The following is a 22,117-nucleotide window of genomic DNA, read 5'->3' as shown; positions in this document are numbered from 1 at the left end:
CACAAGGGGGCCATAAGGGGCAGGTAGAGGTGACGCTATTTCGGTCTCTTGAACCTCTGCCGCTCGGCCTCCACCTCTGCCCGGCAGACACAGCCTTCGAGATGGTCGTTGACCAAGCCCATCGCCTGCATGAAGGCGTAGACGGTCGTCGGGCCGACGAAGCTCCAGCCGCGCTTCTTCAGGTCCTTCGAGATCCGGACCGAGACCGCCGTCGTCGGATTGGCGCGCAGATGCGCAAGGTCGACAACCGTCGGCCGCTCGTCAGGCCCCGGCTCGAACTTCCAGAACCAGGCGGCCAGCGAGCCGAATTCATCGGCCATTTCACGGGCGCGCCCGGCGTTGTTGATGGTCGAGACGATCTTGCCGCGATGGCGGATGATGCCGACATTGCCGAGCAGACGCTCGACATCCTTGTCGGTGAACGCCGCCACCTTGTCGAAGTCGAAATTGGCGAAAGCCTCGCGGAAATTCTCGCGCTTGCGCAGGATGGTCAGCCAGGAGAGACCAGACTGGAAACCTTCGAGGCAGATCTTTTCGAAGAGCCGGCGATCGTCCGCTACCGGCCGGCCCCATTCATGGTCGTGATAGTCCAGATAGTCCGGCAGATTGCCGTGCCAGAAGCAGCGCGCGATACCGTCGGGGCCATCGAGCAGGCCGGCATTTTCTTGTTCCATTGTTAGAAATCCGTCCGTTAATGCGCGCAAGCGTCGGTTTTACCGTGGCTTTACCAGATTCCTGAACCGGCCGGTAACCACACCACAAAGTTTACTGACAAGTCGGCATTTTACGCATTCCGATTCATGTTTTGCTTGCCGCTCAGCGCCAAGGATCGCCACGCCGAGGGCTCTTCCCTGCTCTTGGACGAGTTCGACGATCAAGGTGCGTTCCGATGAAGACAGCGTTCACTTTCGTGCTCGGCGCAGCCGCGGTGCTTGCCGCCGGCGCGACGACCTCTTTCGCCAATGACCGTTATGCCGACAGGCCGCCCGTGATAGTGAGCCCCGACCTTTCAGCGCCTTGGGTGCTGCAGCTCGGCCATGCGCCAGGGATCGTGCGCCCGAGCCGCCAGGCGGCCCAGCAGCCGCTGCGGCGGCTTTTCCAGGCGCAGCCCGACCAGCAGCGCACCGCGGCCGTGCGGCAGCCTGCCAAGCGCATGGTGATGCGGCCACAGATCAACCCGATCTACCTGCCTCAGGAAGTCGCCTATGACGGGCCGCAGAAGCCGGGCACGATCGTCATCGATACCCACCAGAACTTCCTTTATCTGGTCGAGAAGGACGGCAAGGCGCGCCGTTACGGCGTCGGCACCGGCAAGCCCGGTTTCGAATGGTCGGGCACGCACAAGATCACCGACAAGAAAGTGTGGCCGGACTGGCGCCCGCCGGCGGCAATGATCGCCCGCGAGGCGGCCAAGGGCCGCTACCTGCCGACCTATCTGGCCGGCGGCATCGAGAACCCGCTCGGCGCGCGCGCGCTCTATCTCGGCACCACGGAATACCGCATCCACGGCACCAACCAGCCCTGGACGATCGGCGGCGCGGTGTCCTCCGGCTGCATCCGCATGCGCAACGAGGATGTTGTCGACCTCTACGAGCGCGTCAATGTCGGAACAACCGTCGAGGTGATATAGTAATTGCGAATGAGCCGGTTAGGCGGCGCTGAGCAGTTTTGGCGCTTGCTGTTGCCCTCAAGCCATAGCGCGCCTTTGATAGACATGCTTAGACTGGCATCGAGTTAACGGGGGACGGGCCGTGTGGGGATACGGCCAGTCACGAAAGGGCAGCACGGGAGACCGCGCTGCCCTTTTCGTTTCAAGCCCGTCAACGGGTCGCCCCGGAAGCAGCATGCTTCGCATTCGGGGCTGATTTCCCGGCGCACCTCTGCTATTGCAGCGCACAATCTTGGTTTTACGCAATTCCGGACGGAAAACCGCCCTTCTGGAGTTGCTCCAGAAGGCAGAGGTTCCACCTATGACCCGGTCCGACGACAGCCGCTATCTCAGGGGCGGTCCGGTCGCCCAGCGCATCATCGCTTCGGTACGCGAGGAAGCGGCCATCGCCACAGCGGAAGGCTTCCCGCCGAAGCTGGTCTCGATCACCGTCGGCGACACCGACGCGGTCGACGTCTATGTGCGCAACCAGCGCGCCAAGGCCGGGCTTGCCGGCATCGGCTTCGAGGAACGGCGCTTTGCCGCCGACATCACGGCGGGCGAGCTGGAAGCCGCCATTCACGGCCTCAACGCCGATCCGCGCGTCACCGGTATCATCATCCAGCGGCCGGTGCCGGCGCATATCCCGATCAAGACGCTGCAGGCGGCGGTGCACCCGCTGAAGGACGTCGAGGGCATGCATCCGGCCTCGATCGGCAACATCGTCTACAACCAGCTCGACCTCGCGCCCTGCACGGCGGCCGCATCGGTCGAACTGCTTAAAGAGACCGGCCTCGATCTGAAAGGCCTCGAGGTGGTGGTGGTCGGCCATTCCGAGATCGTCGGCAAGCCGATCGCCTTTCTGCTGATGAGCGAGGGTGCGACAGTGACGGTGTGCCATCACATGACGCGCTCGGTGGCGGCGCATGCGCGGCGCGCGGACGCGCTGTTCGTCGCCGTCGGCAGGCCGCGACTGATCAAGGCCGAGATGGTGAAGCCCGGCGCCTGCGTCATCGACATCGGCATCAATTCCGAGATCGGCCCGGACGGCGAGAGCCGCATCGTCGGCGATGTCGACACCGAGAGCGTCAAGGAGGTCGCTTCCTGGATCACGCCGGTGCCGGGCGGCGTCGGCCCGCTGACGGTGGCGATCCTGCTGCGCAACACCATGGTGGCGCTCAACCGTCAGCGCGCGCTCTACCGCGCGACCTACGGTGTGGCGGACCAGCTGGCGGCTGAGTAGCTATTCGGGGGCGACCAGGCTTTTCTCGGAAACGCCTTCCGGCTTCGGACCGCCATAGGCCCAGTCGAGCAATTTTATCGTGTGCACCACCGGCAGCTTCGCCGCGGACGCGATCTGGGTGATGCAGCCGATATTGCCGGTGGCCACCAACGAGGCCCCGGTCGCCTCGATATTTTTCACCTTGCGGTCGCGCAGCTTGGCCGAAATGTCGGGCTGCAGGATGTTGTAGGTGCCGGCCGAGCCGCAGCAGAGATGCCCCTCGCGCGGCTCGCGCACGACGAAGCCCGCCTTGGCCAAAAGCTCCTTCGGCTGACGGGTGATCTTCTGGCCGTGCTGCATCGAGCAGGCGGAATGATAGGCGACGATCGTGCCCGGCTTGCGCACCGGCTCGGGCAGGTCGAGGGCAGCGAGATATTCGGTGATATCCTTAGCCAGCGCCGAGACACGAGCCGCCTTTTCCGCGTAGGCCGGATCGAGACGCAGCATGAAGCCGTAATCCTTGATGGTGGTGCCGCAGCCGGACGCGGTGATGATGATGGCGTCGAGCCCGCCCTGGTCGATTGCGCGCATCCAGGCGTCGACATTTTGCCTGGCCGAAGCCAATGCCTGATCCTCGCGGCCCATGTGATGCACCAGCGCGCCGCAGCAGCCCTCGCCTTCCGGCACCACGACCTCGACGCCGAGCCGCGTCAGCAGCGAGACGGTCGCCTCGTTGATGGCGGGATCGAGCACCGACTGGGCGCAACCGGTGAGGATGGCGACGCGGCCGCGTTTCGTGCCCTGCCCCGCATGCACCCCGGGTGAGGCGATCGGCGATGCCGGCGGGGTCGACGACGGCGCAAGCTTCAGCATGGCGGCGACCGGCTTCAGGGTCGGCAGCTTTTCCAACAGGCCGATCAATGGCCGGCCGAGCCGGGCGAGCTTCAGCGCGGCGCGGAAGCGGCCCGGATAGGGCAGCACGAAAGCCAGCATGGCGCGGGTCAGCCGGTCGAGCAGCGGCCGTCTGTAGGTCTGCTCGATGTGGGCGCGGGCATGATCGACCAGATGCATGTAATTCACGCCTGACGGGCATGTCGTCATGCAGGCAAGACAGGACAGGCAGCGGTCGATATGGGTGACGATCTCCTTGTCCGCCGGCCGGCCGTTCTCCAGCATGTCCTTGATGAGATAGATGCGGCCGCGCGGCGAATCCAACTCGTTGCCGAGCGTCACATAGGTCGGGCAGGTCGCGGTGCAGAAGCCGCAATGCACGCATTTGCGCAGGATCTTCTCCGATTCCGCGACATGCGGGTCAGCGAGCTGCGCGGCTGAAAAATTGGTCTGCACGAAAAATGTCCTTATCGTCTAAGCATGATCCGCAAACCGGTTTCCACTTTGCTGGATCATGCTCTCATTGCCCGAGAAGCCAGCTTTGCGGGTCCCTGATCGGCTCGCCACGCTGCAGCGCCTGCAGGCCGAGAATGCAGCGGACGATGAACCAGACGGCAACCGCAAACATCAGCAGGAAACCGATCGCGAGCATCATCAGGACCACCGAGATCAGCGCGTAGAGAAGGCCGATCCAGAACGTCCTGATCAGGAATGTGTAGTGGCTTTCGACATAGCCGCCCGCCTTGCCGCGATTGATGTAGGCGAGCACGATTCCGATAACGCCCGTGACGCCGACGACAAGGCTGGCGAGATAGAGAATGTAGATGACCAGCGCGTTGGTCTGGCCCGGCTCAAGCCAGCGATCGGTCTGGCGCGAGCCGCTGCCCGGGCCTGGATTGGCATTGCTCATGGTGCTGCTCCCTCCGTTGACTGAGGAAGAGTAGCAGAGCTGGAAGTAGGCGCCATGCGGCCGGGGTTGAGAATGTGCTTCGGGTCAAACTCGGCCTTGACCCGCGCGGAAAGCGCCGCCAGATGCGGCGGTTGCGGTTCGAAAACGGGGAGCGCCGCGCGATGCGAGGCAGACGCGCGCGCCAGCGTGGCGTGGCCGCCGCCATATTTGCGAATAAGACCGCGCAGCAGTTCCGCCTCTGGGTCGTCCTCGCGCATCGAAAGCCACACCAGCCCGCCCTGCCAATCATAGAAGGCATCGACCGCCGCCTGCATGCGCAGCGCCATCACCATGTGATGCGCCTCAGACGGCGGCATCGAGACGCGCCAGACCGGCCTTGCGCCGCCATCGGCAAAAGGCACACAGTCGCGGATGTCGCGCCAGATCGCCTTCGACGCTTCGCCGGCAATTTCCTGCAGCGGGCCGGCCTTGCTGAGCAGGTTTCGCAATGCCTCGGTACGGTAGACGACCGATGGGCCAAAGCCTTCGACGCGCAGCAGCGTCGCGGCATCGCTGCCGAGATGGCCGGCGGCGACGCGCGCGGTGATCCGCTCGGGCAGGTGCGCGGCGCTCGAGACCTCGGCGCTGGAGCCCAGCGCCAGCGCCATAGCCGCAACGGCAGCATCGTCGAGCAGGCCTCGAATGGCCAAAGTCACCTCGGTTTCCGCCGCCGGCAGCACCTTGAAGGTGACGTCGGTCAGCACGGCAAGCGTGCCCCAGCTCCCCGCCATCAGCTTGGAAAGGTCGTAGCCGGTGACGTTCTTGACGACCCGGCCGCCCGACTTGAAGGCTTCGCCGCGGCCGGAAACCGCCGATATGCCGAGAATGTGGTCGCGTGCCGCACCCGCCTTGAGCCGGCGCGGACCGGATAGGTTCGAAGCCAGCACGCCGCCCAGCGTTCCCTTACCCGGCTCGCCGCCGAGCAGCGGCCCGTAATCCATCGGCTCGAAGGCGAATTGCTGGCCGTTCTCGGCAAGCAGTTTTTCGACTTCGGCGAGTGGCGTGCCGGCGCGTGCCGAAAGCACCAGCTCGGCCGGCTCGTAGAGCGTGACGCCGGTGAGCGTCGACAGGTCGAGCGTATGCTCGGTCTGCAGCGGCCGGCCAATGCCGCGCTTGGAGCCATGGCCGAGGATTTCGAGCGGGCTTTCCTCCGCGGCGGCCCATTGGATGGTGGAGAGGACTTCGGCGGGGCTGGATGGGGTGAAGGTGGTCATTGTAATCTCCGGTTCCTCCCCCCCGCGAAGCGGGGGCGAGGAACCCAAGTTCTGGGACGTTCCCATCAAAACCTCGGAATGTCCGGAAACGCCACCTGGCCCCGGTGCACGTGCATGCGGCCGAGTTCGGCGCAGCGGCGGAGCTGCGGGAAGACCTTGCCGGGGTTGAGCAGATGGCTGGGGTCGAAGGCGCTTTTGACGCGCATTTGCTGCTCGAGATCGACCTGGTTGAACATTTCAGGCATCAGATCGCGCTTCTCGACCCCCACGCCATGCTCGCCGGTGAGCACGCCGCCGACCTCGACACACAGCCGCAATATGTCGGCGCCGAAACTCTCGGCCTTGTCGAGCTCGCCCGGCACGTTGGCGTCGTAGAGGATCAGCGGGTGCAAATTGCCGTCGCCGGCGTGGAAGACATTGGCGACGCCCAACCCGTATTTTTCGGAGAGATCGCGCATGCCGGCGAGCAACCTCGGCAGCTCCTTGCGCGGGATGGTGCCGTCCATGCAGTAATAGTCGGGCGAGATGCGGCCGACGGCCGGAAAGGCCGCCTTGCGTCCGGCCCAGAAGCTCAGCCGCTCCTGCTCCGACTGCGAGATGCGGCAGGTGGTCGAGCCGTTGCGGTATGCGATCGCCTCGACGAGACCGATCAGATGATCGACCTCGACGCTCGGCCCGTCGAGCTCGACGATCAGCAGCGCCTCGACATCGAGCGGATAGCCGGCATGGACGAAATCCTCGGCCGCGTGGATCGCCGGGCGATCCATCATCTCCATGCCGCCCGGGATGATGCCGGCGCCGATGATGTCGGCGACGCATTGGCCGCCCTGCTCGCTGGTCGGAAAGCCGATCAACAGCGCGCGTGCCGTCTCCGGCTTCTTCAGGATGCGCACCGTCACCTCGGTGACGACGCCGAGCAGGCCTTCCGAACCGGTCATGACGCCGAGCAGGTCATAGCCTTCCTGATCGAGATGGCTGCCGCCGAGCCGCACCACCTCGCCATTCATCAGCACCATCTGGATGCCCAGCACATTGTTGGCGGTAAGCCCGTATTTCAGGCAATGCACGCCGCCGGAATTTTCCGCGACATTGCCGCCGATCGAGCAGGCGATCTGGGAGGATGGATCGGGGGCGTAGTAAAAGCCCTCCTGCTCGACGGCGGTGGTGATGCCGAGATTGGTGACGCCCGGCTGGGCGACGACGACACGGTTCGGATAGTCGATCGCGAGGATGCGGTTGAAGCGGCTCATCACCAGAAGCACGGCATCTTCGAGCGGCAGCGCGCCGCCCGACAGCGACGTGCCGGAACCGCGCGGCACGACGCGGATGTTGCGCTCGTTGCAATATTTCAGCACGCGGGAGACCTGCGCCACCGTCTCGGGCAGCACGACGACGAGCGGCAGTTGGCGGTAGGCGGTCAGGCCGTCGCTCTCGAAGGCGCGCATCTCGGTGGCCGTGTCGACAACGCCCTCGCCCGGCACGATGATGCGCATGTCGGCGACGATCTCGGCGCGCTTGCGCAGCGTCCCGGCATCTGGCTTGGGCATGGCAAGGCCGGACATCGAAGCCTCCTCCACTCGACTGGTCAAAATCTTTTACCAGCCGGGAGCACTCCTTGCAAACGCTGCTTTGGTCGAAATCGGATGGCGAACGACGGCCGAGCTTTCGCAGCGGCAATCTGCCGCTGGCTTCTGCCCGCTTGAGGGACCCTCGAGGGGAGATGGCCGCGAAGCGGTCAGGGGTTCGCCTCACGTAACCGCCGGCTCGTCTGGCGTCGAGGAAGATCCTGGAGCTTCTCGCGCCGCGGCCCCCTGTTGTCTTCGGGAAATCTCCCGGTCGAGGGGAAGTTTACTCGCCCGGATGCTTGGCCGGTTCGGAGTGCATCCTGCGCACGCGGCGCACGCCCCACCAGACGAGCAGGATGGCGACCGGCACCGAAGCCGCGGTGACGACTTCCGGCGGGAAGGCATGGCCGAAGCTCGACGCGCCTTTGGCGACATAGCCGATGAGGCCGACGACATAATAAGAGACGGCAGCGACGGAGAGACCTTCGACCGTCTGCTGCAGGCGCAACTGCAGCCTGGCGCGATTGTTCATCGAGGCCAGCAGGTCGCGGTTCTGCTTCTCGACGTCGACATCGACCCAGGTGCGCAGCAACGTGGTGGCGCGGGTAAGTTTTCGCGAGAGGTTCGCCTGGCGCTCCTCCACCGAGCGGCAGGTTCGCATCGCCGGCGCCATGCGCCGTTGCAGGAAGCCTGCCCAGGTGTCGTAGCCCTGTACCGACTCCTCATCCAGCGCCTCCAACCGTTCGCTGACGATGCCGTCATAGGCGCGGCTGGCGCCGAAACGGTAGAGGCTGGATGCCGCATCGGCCTCCAATTCGGCTGCAAGTTCGGTGAGGTCGGCGAGCAAGGTCTGGCTGTCGCGGGTCTCGGCCGCCTTCATTTCAAGCGTCGTCTGCGCCAGCCGGTCCTCGATGCGGCGGGCGCGGCCAGACAGCGTCAGCGCCAGCGGCAGGCCAAGCATGGCAAGCGTCCGGTAGGTCTCAATGTCGATGAGCCGTTGCGACAAGGCGCCGGTGCTCGCCGGCGTCAGGCCGCGGTCGAGCACCAGCATGCGGGTCAGCCCGTCGCCATCCTGGCGAAAGTCCGTGACGATGGCCGCCGCACCGCGCTCGACCAGCGAATAGCAGAGGCTGGTCGGATCGAAGCCGGCGATCAGCTTCTCGCTCGCCTGCGTCCATTTGCGGATTTCGAGCCGGATGCCGGAAATCACCGTTCCCGGCGGCGAGAAGCCGTTGCCGAAGGGCGAATCCTCCTGGCCCCGGCTGCTTTCGGCCAGCGGCCCTTCCCAGAGATAGGTCGAGAACTCCGTATGCCGTTCCCAGCGCAAGGTGCCCTTGCCCCATTTCATGGCATGGTGGCGGGCATGGCGTTCGGGCGCTGCGATGCCCAAGCGCCGCGACAGGTCCGACAGCACGGCAAGGTCGACGGCCGAGCCGCCTTCGGTCATGAAGGAGAGTTGGATGAGCACGCGCGGCTTCTCGACCAGCGGGTGCGGACGAGCATGGACCTCGCCTAGCGCGCCGGGGCGACCCTCATGGGCCGGAAAGCCCATGACGCTGCCCTGGGCACGCGGCTGGAATTCGAGATTGGCGTCCGACACGGCTGGTCCCCCTGGTTTCGACCCTTCGTGCAATCGCGTTGTCTTGCGGCAATCGGCAGGGGCCGTAAACAGCAAATTTCAGCTGCAGCCGATTCACAGAGCCGCCGGGGAGTCGACCTGATTCGGCGAATTGGATAAATAATTTGACCAGTTGGCGACGGATGCTTAGATCTGCGCGACATCCATTCCGTTTCCAGGCGCGCTTCCATTGAGCGATATCTTCTCCAGGATCGAGCATTCGCGCACCGCCGACGAGGTGGTGCAGCAGATCGAGAGCCTGATCCTCGAGGGCGTGCTGCGCACCGGCGACCGGCTGCCGGGCGAGCGCGAGCTGGCGCGTCAGTTCGACGTGTCGCGGCCGATCCTGCGCGACGCGCTGAAGGCGCTGGAAGGACGCGGGCTGCTGACCACCAGACCGGGCGGCGGCACGCATGTCGCCGACGTCATCGGCCAGCTTTTCACCAAGCCGGTGACCGATCTGATCTCGATGCACCGCAAGGCGGTGACCGACTATTTGGAATACCGGCGCGAGGTCGAGGCAATCGCGGCCGAATACGCGGCGCGGCGAGCGACGCCCGAGGATCTGGCGCTGCTCGACCGCATCATGGCGCGCATGGACGAGGCGCACCGTACCGGCGACTTCGACGACGAGGCGGAAATCGACGTCGAATTCCACCACGCGGTCTGCGAATGCGCGCACAACATCATCCTCCTGCACACGCTGCGCTCCTGCTACCGGCTGCTCTCCGAGGGCGTGTTCCAGAACCGGTTGCTGGTCTTCACCGTGCCCGGCGCGCGCGAGGCGTTGCTTGAGCAGCACCGGGCAATCCACGCCGCGATCAAGGCGGCGGATCCTGCCGCCGCCCGCAAGGCGGCGATGGACCACATTACCTATGTCGAGCGCTCCATGGCTGAGGCCGAGCGCAGCGGCGACTGGCAGCGCGTGTCACGGCTGAGGCTCAGGCAGCGCTCGGAAGCCGGCGACATCGAACCGACACGCAAACGCTCCTAAGCACTGATCACCCGGGGACTACCATGAGCGACATCCTCACCATCGCCGACCTCAAGGACATGGCGCGCCGCAAGGTGCCGAAGATGTTCTTCGACTATGCCGATTCCGGCGCCTGGACGGAGAGCACCTACCGCGCCAACGAGGAGGACTTCGGCAAGATAAAATTCCGCCAGCGCGTGCTGGTCGACATGAGCAACCGCTCGCTGGAATCGACCATGATCGGTGAGAAGGTGGCGATGCCGGTGGCGTTGGCACCGACCGGGCTGACCGGCATGCAGCATGCCGACGGCGAGATGCTCGCGGCGCAGGCGGCTGAGGAATTCGGCGTGCCGTTCACGCTCTCGACCATGAGCATCTGTTCGATCGAGGACGTCGCCTCGGTGACCAAGAAGCCGTTCTGGTTCCAACTCTACGTGCTGCGCGACAAGGATTTCGTCGTCAATCTCATCGACCGCGCTAAGGCGGCGAAATGCTCGGCGCTGGTGCTGACGCTTGACCTGCAGATCCTCGGTCAGCGTCACAAGGACGTGCGCAACGGGCTGTCGGCACCGCCCAAGATGACGCTCGCCAACATTATCGATCTCGCCCTCAAGCCGCGCTGGTGCCTGGGGATAGCGGGCACGCCGCGCCGCACCTTCCGCAACATCGTCGGCCACGCCAAGGGTGTCGGCGACGTTTCTTCGCTGTCGTCCTGGACGACGGAGCAGTTCGACCCGCAGCTGTCCTGGAAGGATGTCGCCTGGATCAAGGAGCGCTGGGGCGGCAAGCTGATCCTGAAGGGCATCCTCGACAAGGAGGATGCGTTGATGGCGGCCGAGACGGGAGCCGACGCGATCATCGTGTCCAATCATGGCGGGCGGCAGCTCGACGGCGCCGCCTCCTCGATCTCAGTGCTGGAAGAGATCGCCGACGCTGTCGGCGATCGGATCGAGGTGCATATGGATGGCGGCATTCGCTCGGGTCAGGACGTGCTCAAGGCGCTCTGCCTCGGCGCCAGGGGCACCTATATCGGCCGGCCGTTCCTTTACGGACTCGGCGCGATGGGCAAGGCGGGCGTCACCAAGGCGCTGGAGATCATCCGCAAGGAGATGGACATCACGCTGGCGCTGTGCGGTAAGCGTCTGGTAACCGACATGGGCAAGGACCAGCTGCGGCGCTAGGGGCTTATTCACCGATCCGCCCTAGTTTCCCGTGATGACAGACACGGGAAGACGTCGCCTTGACTGAAGCCGGCATCCACTATCTCGACGCGCGCGGACCGAAAGGCATACGCATCTATGCCATCGGCGACGTGCATGGCCGTCATGACCTGCTCGCCGCCATGCACAGCCGGATAGCAAGCGATCTGGAGTACGGACCAAAGTCCGATTGGCGCATCATCCATCTCGGCGATTATGTCGACCGCGGACCGGACTCGAGGAACGTCATCGAATTCCTAATCGAGGCGCGGAGCCGTGATCCCCGCAACATCATGCTTGCCGGCAACCATGACATCGGCATGCTCGATTTCCTTGCCAAACCCGATCCGGAGGGTCTGTTCATGCGCTATGGCGGCGTCCAGACGGCGGCGTCATACGGGGTGAAGCTCTCGACCGGCAGCAGCTGGTTCGGCAGGTCGGACGAGGCGCTGGCGCACGGACACGCGGCCTTGGTCGAAGCAGTGCCGCAAGCCCATGTCGACTTCCTGCGCTCGCTGTCTTTTTCAGCGTGCTTCGGCGACTTCTTCTTCTGCCATGCCGGCATCCGGCCGGGGGTGCCGCTCGAAAGCCAGAACGAGCAGGACCTGATCTGGATTCGCGACGTCTTCCACAATTACCCGGGGCTGTATCCCAAAGTGATCGTGCACGGGCATACGCCGGTGCCGGACGTCGAGGTGATGGCCAACCGCGTCAATCTCGACACGCTCGCCTGGCAGGCGGGAACGCTCAGCGCACTTGCCGTCGACGGCGCTGAAAAGCGCATTCTGACGGTCGAGGGAATGGCGTTCTGGCCATGACCCCAAATGTGGGATCAGCTTTCCGTTTGTCGGGGAGGATCAGGCTCTAGCGAAGCGCGGCGGTGACGCCGTAGCCGTCGACGGCCTGGTGATTGTTTGCAGCGTCGGCAGAATAAATGCCGAGGCCGCACACGACGATGGCAGACAGCATTACAAAGGACAAAAGCGCTGCTTTCACGGACGTCATCTCTGGTTGAGCTTTCTGCATCTGTGCACGAGGCGGTTACCAATGCGTTGAAACGATAAAATGCGTCTCAATGTTTCGACGATTTCGCGCTTCTAAGCAGATTCTGTATCGCCGGTGTGTCGCTTGGATCACACAACAGGTTCATCGCGGTTGCACGGACGATACAGAGGGCGCCCTCTTAGGCGGGCGGCCGGACACAAACCAAGAATGAAGTGCGTTTTCCCCAGGCGGAACTGCCGCCGCGTGCCAATTATGTCACGCTCCGCGGCGGTGCGACGGTCAGATCGTCGCCACCCAGGCACGCGCGATCGCGAGCCCTGCGGCGTCGGCGTGCGGTCCGTTGCTAGCCATCTCGTAGTCGAGCCTGCCGGTCCAGTCGGGATGGCGCTCGGCGATCAGCGCCGCGAAGGAGGTGCTCCAGTCGCGCACCAGCGGGCGATCCGCCTCGAAATGGAACTGGAAGCCATAGACGGCGCGGCCAATACGAAAAGCCTGGTTCGCCGCGACATCATTGCCCGCAAGCCGCACGGCCTTCTCGGGTAGGTCGAACGTATCGTCGTGCCATTGGAAAATCGGGAACTTTTCCGGCAAGGCGCCGAGAACAGGGTCGTGCTTGGCTTCGGCCGTCAGCGACACCCCGCACCAGCCGAATTCAACCGCACCGCCGATGTGGTTGTCGGCGCCAAAGGCGCGGGCGACGAGCTGGCCGCCGAGGCAGATGCCAAGCACCGATCGGTCCTTGCCGGCGAAATCGCGCGTCAATTCGAGCAAGGCGGGAAAATAGGGATAGTCGTCGTCGGCCAGCGCATTCTGCCCCCCGCCCAGAACCACCATGGCATCGTGACCGTTCGCGTCCCGGGGCAGCGGATCGCCTTGGTAGGGGCGGCGCAAGTCAAGCTCGGCGCCAGCCTCCGCGAGAGCGGCGCCGACTTGGCCGAGGCCGGTATTGTCGTAGTTCTGGACCACCAGCACCCGCATCCGCGAATCCCTGCTGACATGAAAATCACGGTGGGAGCGATATCATGCCGCCTCGGTTTCAGCCAAGCCGCGCGCCGGAGAGAAGCTATGCCACTGCAGAACCGGGTCGATCCGTTCGGCGTCATCCATGCCGTGCCCGAGCGCGGCCTCTTCACCGGCAATCGCGGTATCATCCATGACCCCGAGACTAAAACGCTTCTGAGGAAGCGTTGGGCGCTGCCGGCCTGGATCATCTGCGTCTGCCAATTCCGCGGCGTGCGACGCGAGCCGATGGGCCGCAATCGGCCTGGAGGAAAGGCCGGCTGGACCGAGCTGTTCTTTCTCGACGAGGTGACGGCGCTCGCGGCCGGTCACCGGCCTTGCTTCTACTGCCGGCGCGACCAAGCGAGAGATTTCGTGCGGCGCTTCGGAAAGGTCTTCGGCATTGCCGAACCGCGCGCGCCGATGGTCGACAAGCGGCTGCACAAGGAGCGGCTGGCCTCCGGCGGGCGTCCGCCGACCGTCTCATCGGACGAACTCGCCGGTTTGCCGGATGGAGCAGTCGTGGCCGAGGGTGAGACCGCCTACGCGCTCCGCGCCGGCAAGGCGCTCGAATGGTCCTTCGCAGGCTATGCCGAGCCCGTCTTGTTCAATCGCCTCGCCGGGCGATCGATGCGACTGCTCACGCCTGCCACAAGTGTTTCGGTGCTGAGACATGGTTACGCGCCGGTCTGGCATCCGTCCGCCGATACTTGACGACAACCCGCGCCTCGCCCATTGCTCGGCCATGCGCGCCAACTACAAAATGCAGCGGCTGTTCGTGCCGGACGATCTCGGACCGGGCTTCGAATTCGATGCTGGACAGCAGCAGAGCCACTATCTCGCGCATGTGATGCGGCTCGGCGAAGGCGCGGAGGTCCTGCTCTTCAACGGCCGCGACGGCGAGTGGTCGGCTTCGATCGCCGCCAAGACCAAGAAAGCCGTGCGGCTCAAGGTGCTTACCCTGCAGCGGCCGCAGCCGCCGCTGCCCGATCTCGTCTATTGCTTCGCCCCGCTGAAGCAGGGCCGCCTCGACTATCTGGTGCAGAAAGCGGTCGAAATGGGCGCCGGCATCCTGCAACCGGTCATCACTCAGCACACACAAGTGGCCAAGCCTGGCATTGATCGGCTGCGCGCCAATGTCGTCGAAGCGGCCGAGCAATGCGGCATCCTGGCGGTGCCTGAGGTGCGCGAAGCAGAGAAGCTGGAGCGGCTGCTCGGCGGCTGGGACAAGGAACGGCGGCTGATCTTCTGCGACGAGGATGCCTCGACCAACAACCCACTGCCAGCCTTGCAGAAGGTAAGCGAGAAAAAACTCGCGCTGCTGGTGGGGCCGGAGGGCGGCTTTTCCGATGACGAGCGCAGGATGATGCGGGCGCTGCCCTTCGTCAGCGCCATTCCGCTCGGGCCGCGCATCCTGCGCGCCGACACCGCGGCGGTCGCGGCGCTCGCGGTGATGCAGGCGACGATCGGCGACTGGTGATCAAATCCAGTTGAGGCGTGGCTCAGGATTTTTCGCTTGATCGGCTACTGGCATTTCGTCCATCTAGCGCCCGGCGGCTAGCTGACGGCTGCGGAGGGCTTTCTTATGGCGCGCGACACAACCGATATCCAGCCCATCGAAGGCATCGACGAACTCGTCGGCTATCTGGCGGCGGGCAACAAGCCGCGCGACAAATGGCGGATCGGCACCGAGCACGAGAAGTTTCCCTTCTATGTCGATGGCAACGCGCCGGTGCCCTATGGCGGCGAGCGCGGCATCCGCGCCATCCTGGAAGGCATGCAGGAAAAGCTCGGCTGGGATCCGATCATGGATGCCGGCCGCATCATCGGCCTGGTCGAGCCGACCGGCCAGGGCGCGATCTCGCTGGAGCCGGGCGGGCAGTTCGAGCTCTCCGGCGCGCCGCTGGAGACGATCCACCAGACCTGCCGCGAAGGCAACGCGCATCTGGCGCAGGTGCGCGAGATCGCCGAGCCGCTCGGCATCCGCTTCCTCGGCCTCGGCGGCAGCCCAAAATGGTCGCTTGCCGAAACGCCGAAAATGCCGAAGTCGCGCTACGAGATCATGACCCGCTACATGCCGAAGGTCGGCTCTAAGGGCCTCGACATGATGTATCGCACATGCACGATCCAGGTGAATCTCGACTTCGAAAGCGAATTCGACATGCGCCGCAAGATGCAGGTGTCGCTGAAGCTGCAGCCGCTGTCGACGGCGCTGTTCGCCAATTCGCCCTTCACCGAGAGCCGGCCGAACGGGCTGCAGAGCTGGCGCGGCGACATTTGGCGCGACACCGACAACCAGCGCTCCGGCATGCTCGAACTCTGCTTCGCGCCGGATTTCGGCTTTGCCGACTATGTCGAATGGGCGCTCGACGTGCCGATGTATTTCGTCATCCGCGACGGGCAGTATCACGACATGACGCGCTACACCTTCCGCCAGTTCATGGCAGGCGCCGCGCGTTCGCAAGTGCCCGACGGCCTGCCGACGATGGGCGACTGGGCGAACCACCTCTCCACCCTCTTCCCCGATGTGCGGCTGAAGCGCTTCCTCGAGATGCGCGGCGCCGACGGCGGACCGTGGCGGCGCATCTGCGCGCTGCCGGCTTTCTGGGTCGGCCTGCTCTATGACGAACAGGCGCTGGACGCCGCAGAGACGCTGACCTCGAGCTGGACTTACGAAGAAGCGCTGGCGATGCGCAACGCCGTGCCGGAGCACGGCATTTCGGCGCCGTTCCGCAACGCCACCTTGCGCGAGATTGCCCGCGACGTGCTGGCCATCGCCCGCACGGGCCTGAAGAACCGCGCCAAGAAGAACCGCGACGGCTATGACGAGACGTCGTTCCTCAACACGCTCGACGAGGTCGTGGCGCGCGGCACCACCAGCGCCGAGGAGATGCTTTCGGCATATCACACGCGCTGGGGCGGCTCGATCGAGCCGGTGTTCATGGAATATGCCTACTGACCGTTCGCCAGCCACCTGAGCCGTGGCTCGGCAAAAGCTGCTTCATTCGGTGATGGAAACGCACTAGGCTCCCCTGTGAGGATATTGCGGAGGAGATCTCATGCCTTCCCTGTTCGATATTTTTTTGCAAGCCCAGAACGGCGCCGGCATGCAGGCGCTGGCCCAGCAGTTTGGCCTTTCGATGCAGCAGGCGCAGGCCGCGGTGCAGGCGCTGCTGCCGGCCTTCTCACAGGGGCTTCAGCGCAACACCGCCGATCCCTATGGAATGGGCGCTTTCATGACGGCGATGGCGAGCGGCCAGCACGCCAAGTATTTCGAGGACGCGACCCGGGCCTTCACGCCGCAAGGCATCGATGAAGGCAACGGCATTCTCGGCCATCTGTTCGGCTCGAAGGACCTGTCACGCGCTGTCGCGGCCCAGGCCGCGCAGGCGACCGGCCTTAGCCAGCAGGTGCTGCAGCAGATGCTGCCGGCGATGGCGTCGATGATGATGGGCGGATTGTTCAAGCAGACCAACAGCCAGATGCAGGCCGCCGGCGGCTTCGGTGGCGGCGGCAATCCTTTCGGCGAGATCATCAAGGAGATGATGCGGCAGGCGGGAGGCGGCGCACAGGCCCCGCAGCCGGCGCCAAATCCCTATGGCGACAATCCGCTCGGCAAGGTGCTGCAAGACATGTTCGGCGGCGGCGCCCAACAGCCGCAAAGCCAACCGCAGCAGGCGCCGAACCCTTACGGCGACAATCCGCTGGGCAAGATGTTCGAGGAAATGCTGCGGCAAGGCGGCGGTTTCGGCACGCCAGACGGACAGCAGGCGCCGCAGCAATCCCAGCCGCAGTCGCAAACCAATCCGAGCGGCCGGCCGAGAAATCCATTCGACGACATCTTCGGCAGGATGTTCGAGAGCGGCGCGCAGCAGCGCGAGGAATATCAGAAGGGCATGGAGACGATCTTCGACCAGTTCAAGCGCGGGATGGACCGACGGTAGGGCGCTCAACTCAAAAGAAAAATGCCCGGTCCTCGAGGGGAACCGGGCAATGCGCAGGCAGGCCGGCGGGGAACCGGCAGGGAGTGTGGGAGCCTGCATGAAACTTGGTCGCGCCGAGCCCTCGAAAGGTTCAGCGCGAGGACAAACGCAGCCGGCGAAGCCGCTCAGGCGACCTTTCGGGCAAGATCCTCGATCATATCGGCGCGCTCTTCTGCGATTGCGCGCAGCTTCACCGTCGGATCGCGGCCGAAAGGCACGCTGACGGCGACGTGGAGGTCGGCGCGGGTCAGGCCGATATCCGCAAGCTCGGCATCCGACATCTCGCCAAGGCGATAAAAGGCGCGTCGGTTTTTCCAGGCGTGGAAGGCATCGGCGACCGCATTGAGCACGCGGGTCGCAACGGCCGGACGCGTGGTGATGCGCGGGGTCTCGGAGGCGAATTCGATCGTGGTCATGTCAGTCTCTCCTTCGGATTCGTGCAGACGAAACCATGCAATCGGCGCCTGGGAGGAGCGCCGTTGCGGTCTCGATACAGTTAACGTGACGCATGTCGTTGCCCCCCAACACGGGGGCCACTTTTGGGCGACATGCTGTGCCTTCATGTGGACAATGGCAATTTGCCACGCCGCGATTGATTAATCCAACGAATGTTTCTAATCTTTAGCATCAACACGAATGATGGATTGGACCGATGAAAGCGCCGCTCGATCTCGATCAGTTGCAGACCTTCATCTCGATTGCCGACACCGGCAGCTTCACGCGGGCTGCCGAGGAGGTGCACCGGACACAGTCTGCGGTGTCGATGCAGATGCGCCGTCTTGAGGAGCGGATCGGCAAGCCGCTGTTCGAAAAGGATGGTCGCACCAACAAGCTGACCGAGGAAGGCGACAGGCTGCTTTCCTATGCAAGGCGGCTGATCTACCTCAACCGCGAGACTTTGGCGGCCTTCGACGACCAGCGGCTCGAAGGCACGATACGGATCGGCACGCCGGATGACTATGCGGACCGCTTCCTGCCCGAGATCATGGCGCGCTTCTCGCGCTCCAACCCGCGTGTGGAACTCACCGTCATCTGCGAGCCGACGCCGGGCCTGGTCGAGCACATCAAGCGCGGCAATCTCGACCTCGCGCTGGTGACGCACAACGACACGCGCGGCCAGTCGGAGGTGGTGCGGCGCGAGCCGCTTCTATGGGTCACCTCGGCCAACCACGCCACGCATGAGCAGGAAATCCTGCCGATGGCGTTCGGCCGGCCGAACTGCATCTGGCGACGCGCGGCGGTCGACGTGCTCGACCGGCAGAACCGCGAATACCGCGTGCTCTTCTCCAGCTTCTCGGCGACCGTGATCACCGCCGCCGTGCTTTCCGGCCTCGCCATCTCGGTGCTGCCGGAATGCGCGCTCAGGCCCGGCATGCGCGTGCTCGGCGAGGCCGACGGGTTCGACGCGCTGCCGGATTGCCGCATCGGCATCATGCGCGGCCAGACCTCGCAGCCGGAGATCGTCGATGCTCTGGCCCGCCATATCGCGGAAAGCCTGGACAATATTTCCGTGCCGGTCAGCGAAGAGACGGGAAGCGTCGACTTCGCGGCACTCGCCTTCGCCAAGATGAAGCGGACCAAGGCAAACCAGATCCTGCCTGGATGGTAGGGGTTCAGGCGCGAGCGGCGGCGGGCTGAATCTCGTCCGGCGAAGCTAGGCCAGAAAGGCCGAGCAGTTGGACCGGCTCAAGCGGCGGCGACAAGAAATAGCCCTGGAGTTGCCGGCAGCCCATTGCGACCAGCAGCATCTTCTGCGCCTCGGTCTCCACGCCCTCGGCGGTGACGTCGACCCCGAGCGCCATGGCAAGATCGATCAGGGCCTTGACGATCGCGGCCGAGTTGCCGTCGCCTTCGAGAAGCCGCACGAAGGAGCGGTCTATCTTGAGCTTATCGATGGCGTGGCGACGCAAGTAGCTGAGCGATGAATAGCCGGTCCCGAAATCGTCCAGAACGATGCCGACGCCCAACTGCCGCAAGGTGGTCAGAGCCGCCCTCGAAGCATCGCTGTTGTCCAGAAGCACGCTTTCGGTGATCTCGAACTGCAGGCGCTGCGGCGCCAGCCCGGTGTCGGCAAGGATCGACGCGACCTGTTCGGGAAAGCCGGCGTCGCGCAACTGCAGCGGCGATACGTTAACGGCGAGCCACGGCAGGTCGGTTCGCACGGCGAAGCGGCAGGCCTCCTGCAGCACCCACGCGCCGAGTTGGCCGATCATGCCGCGCTCTTCGGCGATGGCGATGAATTGCGCCGCCGGCAATGCGCCATGCACGTCATGCCCCCAGCGGATCAGCGCCTCCGCGCCGAGGATCGTCTTGCCGTTCGCCGCGAACACCGGCTGGTAGGCGAGCCTGATGCCGGAGCCGCCGTCGAGAGCCTTGCGAAGCTCGGTCTCGACTGTGCGCTTGCGCAAGAGCAGGTCGTCCATGTCGCCGGCGAAGACCTGGTGCCGGCCCCGGCCGTTCTTCTTGGCTTCGTAAAGCGCGATGTCGGCCTTGCGCAGCAGATCGTCGGCATCCGTTTCGCCGCCGTCCGATAGCGCGATGCCGATCGAGGCGCTGACGAAGACCTGATCTTCCATGAGCTTGAACGGTTCCTGCAACTTCTGCAGCAGCCGCTCGGCGATATCCTCGGCGGCACGGATATCGCGGATGTCGACGAGGATCAGCGCGAACTCGTCGCCGCCCAGCCGCGCCACGGTGTCCACCTCGCGAACGGTGTGCTGGAGCCTGGCCGCTGTCTGACGCACAAGCTCATCGCCCGCCGGATGGCCGAGCGTGTCATTGATGTGCTTGAAGCGGTCGAGATCGAGATAAAGCAGCGCCACCCTTCCCATCTCGTGAACCGCCATATCCTGGCTGGCCCTGAGCAGGGCCCGACGCAAGCGGTCCTCGAACAAAGCCCGGTTGGGTAGGCCGGTGAGCGTGTCGTGGAATGCGAGATATTGCGCCTCGTCCTGGCTTGTCTGCAGCGCGGACGAGGCGCGGCGGAGCCTGCGCAGCAGAAACGCCAGAACGCCGGCCGCGACAAGCAGCGCCAAGGCCAGCGCCGGGGCCATCTTGCGCACCAGCGTGAGACCCGGCCGTTCCTGGTCCCAGCCGACATAGCCGAGGATGATACCGCGGGAATCGACCAGCGGCACCGCCGCGGCACCGACCGATTGCGACAGCGGCACGAGACGCGCGCCGTCGAGCAGGTATTTTTTGGCGATCTTGCCGATGACCGCGTCGTTGATGAACTCCACCGAAACATGCAGATATTCGGTGCCGGGCGCCTGCGTGACCCGGTCCGTACTCGGCACCAGCGCCATGACGCTCAGGATCGCCGGTTTTCCCTGGAGCGACACAAGGTCCTCCGCGACCATCTTGGCCGGCTGGCCGGAAGCGTCCGCCTTCTGTGGCTCAGCCAGCATGCGGCGCAGCTTCTCGATGGATGGCTGCAAGGCAGGCTCGTCATCGCCATAGGCGGACGCATCGACCACCTTACCTTCCTGCATGGCATGGACCGGACGATTGGCGGCATCGAGAATGTAGACCCGGTTGTGACCGTAATAGGTATACATCCAGACGCTGAGGTTCTCCTCGATCCAGGTCCAATTGCCGGCCCTGACATTGGCGACCGCGTCGTCCCAGACCGCAACGCTTTCCTGCTCACGCTGAACAGACGCAATCTGGTCCTTCAAACCCTCGTCGATGAATATCTTCTGCCGTTCGAGCGAGGCGTTGTCAGCCTGAGCCGCCGCGTAGATGCCGAAGCCGACGACCATGGCCAGCGCGAAGACGGCCAACGTCAGCACGGTCAGCGTCACCTGATGCGTCAAAGGTCTGGTGTTGGCGGTTGCGCTCATGTGTTTCCGGCTGGCTCTTGCTACCGCCAGTCAAAGCAAATCGGGCTTAAGATCGCGTTATAATATTAGCGAGATTTCAGCTCTGCCTTGACGCCGCCCGATAAGCGTTCCCCAATCAGAGCATGAGCGAAGCAGCAACCGAATCACGCAGCAATGCCACCGAATATACGGTGAGCGAGATTTCCGGCGCGTTGAAGCGCACGGTCGAGGATGCTTTCGGCAATGTGCGGGTGCGCGGCGAGATTTCCGGCTACCGCGGCCCGCATTCCTCCGGACACGCCTATTTCGCGCTGAAGGACGACCGTGCGCGGATCGAGGCCGTGGTCTGGAAGACCACGATGGCGCGGCTGAAATTCCGCCCCGAGGAAGGGATGGAAGTGATCGCCAGCGGCAGGCTGACGACCTATCCCGGAAAATCCAACTACCAGATCGTCATCGACAATCTGGAGCCGGCCGGCGCCGGCGCGCTGATGGCGCTGCTGGAAGAGCGCAAGCGGCGGCTGCAGGCCGAAGGCCTGTTCGATGCCGGCCGCAAGCGGCGGCTGCCATTCATGCCGCGCGTCATCGGCGTCATCACCTCGCCCACGGGCTCGGTGATCCGCGACATCATCCATCGCATCAAGGACCGTTTTCCGCTCACTGTGCTGGTGTGGCCGGTCCGGGTCCAGGGCGACACGACCGCAAAGGAAGTGACCGCAGCCGTCAACGGCTTCAACGCACTGACCTGGGACGGCGCAATCCGCCAGCCCGATCTCCTGATCGTGGCGCGCGGCGGCGGCAGCCTCGAGGACCTTTGGGGTTTCAACGACGAAGGGCTGGCGCGCGCCGTCGCCGCCTCGCGCATCCCGATCATCTCGGCCGTCGGACACGAGACCGATTGGACGTTGGTCGACTTCGTCGCCGACATGCGGGCGCCGACGCCGACGGGCGCCGCCGAGATGGCAGTGCCGGTCAAGGCGGAGCTCGAAGCGACACTGGCAAATCTCGGCGCGCGGCTTAGTGCCTGCAC

The 22,117-nt window shown here is 64.6% G+C and carries 21 protein-coding genes; 11 read left to right on the top strand and 10 right to left on the bottom strand.

Annotated features, from left to right (window positions below):
• Positions 1-35 precede the first annotated feature (35 nt).
• Positions 36-674, bottom strand: coding sequence for a DNA-3-methyladenine glycosylase I (locus tag EOA75_RS06135; protein ID WP_127323859.1), 639 nt, complete (start codon positions 672-674; stop codon positions 36-38).
• A 215-nt stretch (positions 675-889) separates the two neighbouring features.
• Here EOA75_RS06135 and EOA75_RS06130 point away from each other — a divergent pair, with 215 nt between their 5' ends.
• Both EOA75_RS06130 and EOA75_RS06125 read left to right on the top strand, forming a co-directional pair.
• A complete protein-coding gene (locus tag EOA75_RS06130; RefSeq protein WP_127323858.1) occupies positions 890-1,630 on the top strand; it encodes a L,D-transpeptidase in 741 nt (246 codons plus the stop codon).
• 340 nt (positions 1,631-1,970) lie between these two features.
• Positions 1,971-2,891 carry a bifunctional 5,10-methylenetetrahydrofolate dehydrogenase/5,10-methenyltetrahydrofolate cyclohydrolase gene (locus EOA75_RS06125; protein WP_127323857.1) on the top strand — a complete coding sequence of 307 codons (921 nt, stop codon included), beginning with the start codon at positions 1,971-1,973 and terminating at the stop codon, positions 2,889-2,891.
• On the opposite strand, the gene glcF is transcribed toward EOA75_RS06125, so the two are convergent.
• The 5 genes from glcF to EOA75_RS06100 form a co-directional block, all read right to left on the bottom strand.
• On the bottom strand, positions 2,892-4,217 hold the full coding sequence (gene glcF / locus EOA75_RS06120) for a glycolate oxidase subunit GlcF (protein ID WP_127323856.1): 1,326 nt from the start codon (positions 4,215-4,217) through the stop codon (positions 2,892-2,894).
• A gap of 64 nt (positions 4,218-4,281) precedes the next feature.
• Positions 4,282-4,671, bottom strand: coding sequence for a DUF4870 domain-containing protein (locus EOA75_RS06115; RefSeq protein ID WP_127323855.1), 390 nt, complete (start codon positions 4,669-4,671; stop codon positions 4,282-4,284).
• The gene (gene glcE / locus EOA75_RS06110) at positions 4,668-5,924 is read right to left on the bottom strand and encodes a glycolate oxidase subunit GlcE (RefSeq protein WP_127323854.1); all 1,257 of its coding nucleotides are present in this window, start codon (positions 5,922-5,924) and stop codon (positions 4,668-4,670) included. Before glcE ends, EOA75_RS06115 begins: the two co-directional genes overlap by 4 nt.
• 65 nt (positions 5,925-5,989) lie before the next feature.
• The gene (locus EOA75_RS06105; protein ID WP_127323853.1) at positions 5,990-7,486 is read right to left on the bottom strand and encodes an FAD-linked oxidase C-terminal domain-containing protein; all 1,497 of its coding nucleotides are present in this window, start codon (positions 7,484-7,486) and stop codon (positions 5,990-5,992) included.
• A 286-nt stretch (positions 7,487-7,772) separates the two neighbouring features.
• On the bottom strand, positions 7,773-9,089 hold the full coding sequence (locus EOA75_RS06100) for a DUF3422 family protein (RefSeq protein ID WP_067327348.1): 1,317 nt from the start codon (positions 9,087-9,089) through the stop codon (positions 7,773-7,775).
• 208 nt (positions 9,090-9,297) lie between these two features.
• Between EOA75_RS06100 and EOA75_RS06095 the strand changes: the two genes are divergently transcribed.
• From EOA75_RS06095 to EOA75_RS06085, 3 genes are read left to right on the top strand one after another with little or no spacing between them, the layout of a single operon-like run.
• Positions 9,298-10,101 carry an FCD domain-containing protein gene (locus EOA75_RS06095; protein ID WP_067327345.1) on the top strand — a complete coding sequence of 268 codons (804 nt, stop codon included), beginning with the start codon at positions 9,298-9,300 and terminating at the stop codon, positions 10,099-10,101.
• A 23-nt stretch (positions 10,102-10,124) separates the two neighbouring features.
• Positions 10,125-11,261: an alpha-hydroxy acid oxidase gene (locus EOA75_RS06090; protein ID WP_067327342.1), complete on the top strand. Its 1,137-nt coding sequence runs from the start codon at positions 10,125-10,127 to the stop codon at positions 11,259-11,261.
• Positions 11,262-11,320: 59 nt separating this feature from the next.
• A complete protein-coding gene (locus EOA75_RS06085) occupies positions 11,321-12,097 on the top strand; it encodes a metallophosphoesterase family protein (RefSeq protein WP_067327338.1) in 777 nt (258 codons plus the stop codon).
• A gap of 46 nt (positions 12,098-12,143) precedes the next feature.
• Here the strand turns inward: EOA75_RS06085 and EOA75_RS06080 are convergent, their stop codons facing one another.
• Positions 12,144-12,284, bottom strand: a complete 141-nt coding sequence (locus EOA75_RS06080; protein WP_124997890.1) for a hypothetical protein — start codon at positions 12,282-12,284, stop codon at positions 12,144-12,146.
• A gap of 279 nt (positions 12,285-12,563) precedes the next feature.
• A complete protein-coding gene (locus EOA75_RS06075) occupies positions 12,564-13,262 on the bottom strand; it encodes a type 1 glutamine amidotransferase (RefSeq protein WP_127323852.1) in 699 nt (232 codons plus the stop codon).
• Positions 13,263-13,349: 87 nt separating this feature from the next.
• Here EOA75_RS06075 and EOA75_RS06070 point away from each other — a divergent pair, with 87 nt between their 5' ends.
• From EOA75_RS06070 to EOA75_RS06055, 4 genes are all read left to right on the top strand, one after another.
• Positions 13,350-13,997: a hypothetical protein gene (locus EOA75_RS06070; RefSeq protein ID WP_127323851.1), complete on the top strand. Its 648-nt coding sequence runs from the start codon at positions 13,350-13,352 to the stop codon at positions 13,995-13,997.
• Positions 13,998-14,028: 31 nt separating this feature from the next.
• On the top strand, positions 14,029-14,763 hold the full coding sequence (locus EOA75_RS06065; protein ID WP_127217556.1) for a 16S rRNA (uracil(1498)-N(3))-methyltransferase: 735 nt from the start codon (positions 14,029-14,031) through the stop codon (positions 14,761-14,763).
• Positions 14,764-14,868: 105 nt separating this feature from the next.
• Entirely contained in the window at positions 14,869-16,242 is a 1,374-nt protein-coding gene (locus EOA75_RS06060) for a glutamate--cysteine ligase (protein ID WP_127323850.1), read from the top strand.
• A 100-nt stretch (positions 16,243-16,342) separates the two neighbouring features.
• The gene (locus EOA75_RS06055; RefSeq protein ID WP_127216904.1) at positions 16,343-17,227 is read left to right on the top strand and encodes a DUF937 domain-containing protein; all 885 of its coding nucleotides are present in this window, start codon (positions 16,343-16,345) and stop codon (positions 17,225-17,227) included.
• Between the two features lie 164 nt (positions 17,228-17,391).
• Here EOA75_RS06055 and EOA75_RS06050 read toward each other — a convergent pair whose 3' ends face one another.
• The gene (locus tag EOA75_RS06050) at positions 17,392-17,682 is read right to left on the bottom strand and encodes a DUF1127 domain-containing protein (RefSeq protein ID WP_127323849.1); all 291 of its coding nucleotides are present in this window, start codon (positions 17,680-17,682) and stop codon (positions 17,392-17,394) included.
• A gap of 236 nt (positions 17,683-17,918) precedes the next feature.
• Between EOA75_RS06050 and EOA75_RS06045 the strand changes: the two genes are divergently transcribed.
• Complete coding sequence (locus EOA75_RS06045; protein ID WP_127216903.1) at positions 17,919-18,875, top strand: LysR substrate-binding domain-containing protein; 957 nt, start codon at positions 17,919-17,921, stop codon at positions 18,873-18,875.
• Between the two features lie 4 nt (positions 18,876-18,879).
• Here the strand turns inward: EOA75_RS06045 and EOA75_RS06040 are convergent, their stop codons facing one another.
• The gene (locus EOA75_RS06040; protein WP_127323848.1) at positions 18,880-21,108 is read right to left on the bottom strand and encodes an EAL domain-containing protein; all 2,229 of its coding nucleotides are present in this window, start codon (positions 21,106-21,108) and stop codon (positions 18,880-18,882) included.
• Between the two features lie 122 nt (positions 21,109-21,230).
• Between EOA75_RS06040 and xseA the strand changes: the two genes are divergently transcribed.
• A partial coding sequence (gene xseA / locus EOA75_RS06035; RefSeq protein ID WP_127323847.1) for an exodeoxyribonuclease VII large subunit occupies positions 21,231-22,117 on the top strand: 887 nt, incomplete at its 3' end.

This window comes from Mesorhizobium sp. M1A.F.Ca.IN.022.07.1.1, from assembly GCF_003997575.1.
In the GTDB taxonomy this organism is placed as follows: Bacteria; Pseudomonadota; Alphaproteobacteria; order Rhizobiales; family Rhizobiaceae; genus Mesorhizobium.
This window is presented reverse-complemented; position numbering and strand designations above follow the sequence as displayed.